Annotated in this window: 4 protein-coding genes; 1 reads left to right on the top strand and 3 read right to left on the bottom strand. The window is 33.6% G+C overall.

Going from position 1 to position 3487, the window contains the following annotated elements:
• Window positions 1–628: hypothetical protein (locus QZ659_RS20350; protein ID WP_291728917.1), on the top strand; the 628-nt coding region annotated here is incomplete at its 5' end.
• A gap of 141 nt (window positions 629–769) precedes the next feature.
• Here the strand turns inward: QZ659_RS20350 and QZ659_RS20345 are convergent.
• From QZ659_RS20345 to QZ659_RS20335, 3 genes are all read right to left on the bottom strand, one after another.
• Window positions 770–1003, bottom strand: coding sequence for a hypothetical protein (locus QZ659_RS20345; protein ID WP_291728915.1), 234 nt, complete (start codon window positions 1001–1003; stop codon window positions 770–772).
• Between the two features lie 77 nt (window positions 1004–1080).
• Window positions 1081–2601 (bottom strand): class I SAM-dependent DNA methyltransferase, encoded by a 1521-nt coding sequence (locus QZ659_RS20340; RefSeq protein WP_291728912.1) that lies wholly within the window; start codon window positions 2599–2601, stop codon window positions 1081–1083.
• Window positions 2598–3487: restriction endonuclease subunit S (locus tag QZ659_RS20335; RefSeq protein WP_291728910.1), on the bottom strand; the 890-nt coding region annotated here is incomplete at its 5' end. The genes QZ659_RS20335 and QZ659_RS20340, both read right to left, overlap by 4 nt.

The following is a 3487-nucleotide window of genomic DNA, read 5'->3' as shown; positions in this document are numbered from 1 at the left end:
AGCCAAAAACGAAGTTATGGACAAGCTGGACGGAAAGCTCACAGCTTCGGAAAAGCTATCAGAAACTAGAATCCTTTTAGCAGAATCTGAAAACTTAGATTTAGCAATGATAGTGGCTTTTGTAGTTTTTATCTTAGAAATTATTTGTCTTCTATCGTATCGCTACAAATTTATCTATCTAAGAAATGTAGAACGTGAAGGCGTAAATTTTGAAGTTCTCCAAAAGAAAAACGCTTTAAACAATAGAAAGAACAATGATTTTGATATGAGTGAGCTAACAGAATCTATCAAAGATTTATTCAAAAATCTATCAACTTCTATCCAAAACCAAGCGAATCAGACTTTTACAGGGCAAAAAAACTATTATACGACTAACGGAGCAGGCTTTCAAGTAGGAGAAAAAACCGAATCAAAGGTAAATCCGATAGGTTTTGAGTTTCCTAACGCATCAAATACAACGGATTCCGTTAAACGCAATCCGTTGGAAAAAGGAAATAGAGAGTGTGTTAATTGTGGAAACCCTTATATCTACAAAGTAAATCATCAAAAATTCTGTTCTAAAAAGTGTCGTATGGAGCATTGGGAACAAGAAAAAGGTGTAAAGCTAAAATTCAATAAGAAAAAATAATTTATATTTTGTATATTTGTTGTCTAACTCTCAATAAACAAAAAATAGCAATGTATTGAATTTTGTTGAATGATATACATTAATTATTGCTTTTTTTGTTATAATTGCAAAACGAATTGCTACTAAGTAATTCGTTTTTTTTTATTTTAAACTAATAATCAAAACAGGCTTTTCAGAAAAGAAGTCATACTCTCCTATTTCATAATCATATTCGTTTGGTTCATCTACTACATAAATAAAACTATCAATTTTATCATACCATTTACCACGAATCCAAATATCTTGTCCTGTTTCACAGAAAATAACTTTGAATTGAGATAAAAGTAAGCTGATAAATACTACTACACAGGCGATAAAGATTGTTATTTGTTTCATAGATAGAAGAAATTAAAAAAGCTATATTATTTTGAAGTAATATAGCTTTTTTCTGTGTTATTTGATAGAATACACTTCTATTCATCTTCTAAAATCTCAGCAATTTCTTTAAAGCCATCTAAGGCAGATTCTATATTTTCAATGATTTCAGAAGCCAAAAGGTCTGGCTCAGGCAAATTATCCAAGTCTGTCAAACTTTGGTCTTTCAGCCAAAAAATATCTAAGTTGGTTTTATCACGAGCTAAGATTTCCTCATAACTGTACTTTCTCCATCTGCCTTCTTGATTTTCCTCTGACCAAGTTTCTTTCCTGTCTGTTCGGTCAGCAGGATTATAACAGTCTATGAAGTCTTGCAAATCACTCAACTTCATTGGACTTTTCTTTAGCGTATGATGTACGTTAGTGCGATAATCATAAAACCAAATTTCTTTGGTGTGAGCTTCTTTTGCTGCTGCACGATTATCAAAAAACAACACATTTGCTTTTACACCTTGTGCGTAAAAAATACCTGTTGGAAGACGTAAAATAGTATGAAGCTCTGTCATTTGCATGAGTTGCTTTCTTACTGTTTCTCCTGCTCCTCCTTCAAAAAGAATATTATCAGGCAAAACGACAGCTGCTTGTCCGTCTATTTTAAGAATACTACGAATATGCTGTAAGAAATTTAGTTGCTTATTACTTGTAGTAGCCCAAAAATCTTGACGATTAGAACTCAAATCTTGTTTTTGTTGCTCTCCATCTTCATTAGTAATAGTTATACTACTTTTCTTACCAAAAGGAGGATTTGCCAACACATAATCTACACGAATGCCCTCATCTGAAATAAGTGCATCATTTGGAGAAATAAAACTTTCTCCATCCATTTCTCCAATATTATGTAAAAACAGATTCATCAAACAAAGTCTGCGTGTTGCTGCTACAATTTCATTGCCTGAGAAAGTATTGTCTTTTAGAAACTTCTTTTCTTCTCTGTCTAGTCTATGATTTTTTTCAATGAAATCGTAAGCTGCTAAGAAAAAACCTCCTGTTCCACATGAAGGGTCATGAATTGTTTTCATAGGCTTAGGAGCTACACAAGCTACCATCGCTTTAATCAAGTCTCTTGGTGTAAAATACTGTCCTGCTCCACTTTTGGTATCGGCTGCATTTTTTTCTAGTAGTCCTTCATAAATATCGCCTTTTACATCTGAGCCTACCATTGTCCAGTTTTCCTTTCCAATCATGTCAATGATTTTAAGGAGTTTTGCAGGGTCTTGTACTTTATTTTGAGACTTAGCGAAGATTTGCCCTAACATTCCTTTTTCAGTAGCTAGTGAGCGCAATAGCTGTGAGTAATACGATTCTAGTTCTGCTCCTCGCTTTTGGCTTAGAGTTTCCCAATTACAAAGCTCTCCATCTTCTAGCTCATTACCTTCGGTATCTTTGATTTTTGGAAAGTCAATTTTCTTATCATAGGGAGGTTTGGAATACTCATCTGCCATTTTGAGAAATAACAGATAGGTAATTTGCTCTAAATAGTCGCCATAACCTACTCCATCATCACGCAATACGTGAGCGAAATTCCATACTTTCGAAACTAAATTTGATTCATTACTCATTTCTTAACTGATTTTTTTCTAGTTTTTTTAGTTGATTTTTTAGCCTTTTCTTGGGCTACTTTTTCAGCTTGAATACGCTCTAGTAGCTTTTGGGCTGGTTCATAATCAGCTTCTTTTTTACAGGCTGCTAGTTCTGCTGAGGTAAGGAGCTTTCCTTCAAAGGCTTTTTTCAAGATACTCTGACGTAAAGATTCTGCTTTTTCCAAACTCTCTGTAATACTTTCATTTAGTTTATCACAAACTGATAGGCGAGATTCTATTTCTTGAACTATTTGCTTTTGCTCTTGGAGGTTTAGAGGAAATATAGTCTCAACTTGTACAACTTTATTAACAGATAATCCAGGTTGAGCTGTACCTGTTGAATATTGATTTAACCTCATTTGTAATAGCTTGTAATACAAACATTTGGTATCAATATTATTTTTAGCCTTTACAACTACGGCATGTTCAGTTGCATGAAACTTTCCATTGACTAAATGCACGTTTCCACATAATGCTCCTTGTCTTCCTACAATCGGAAATGTTCCTTCATGTGTCATCGATTCAACATAACCTCTCAAGCCATTACCTCCATAACAAGGAAATAAATTGTCTTTATAGTCTTTGCTGATTTGTGATGCTTTGATAAAAAAACCTGCCTTCATATCACAAATATCTCTCAGTTTTATCAATTTCCACTCTTTAGGTAACTTACTTTCTTCTAGTTTTTTACTTGTATATCCTCCCTCAAAAGCCTTTTTCAAAACAGCTTGTCTATAAATTTCTAGTTGTTGTTGTGCTTTTTGTATATTTTCAATACCCTTATCCAACTCACTAAACAAACTTTCTAGTTTGGAAACTATGGCTCTTTGTTCAGAGAGGGGAGGTAATTTTATTGGTAGTTGAG

Source organism: Bernardetia sp. (assembly GCF_020630935.1).
Lineage (GTDB): Bacteria > Bacteroidota > Bacteroidia > Cytophagales > Bernardetiaceae > Bernardetia.
The sequence above is the reverse complement of the archived record's forward strand: the minus strand, read 5'-3'. Positions and strand labels throughout refer to the sequence as shown.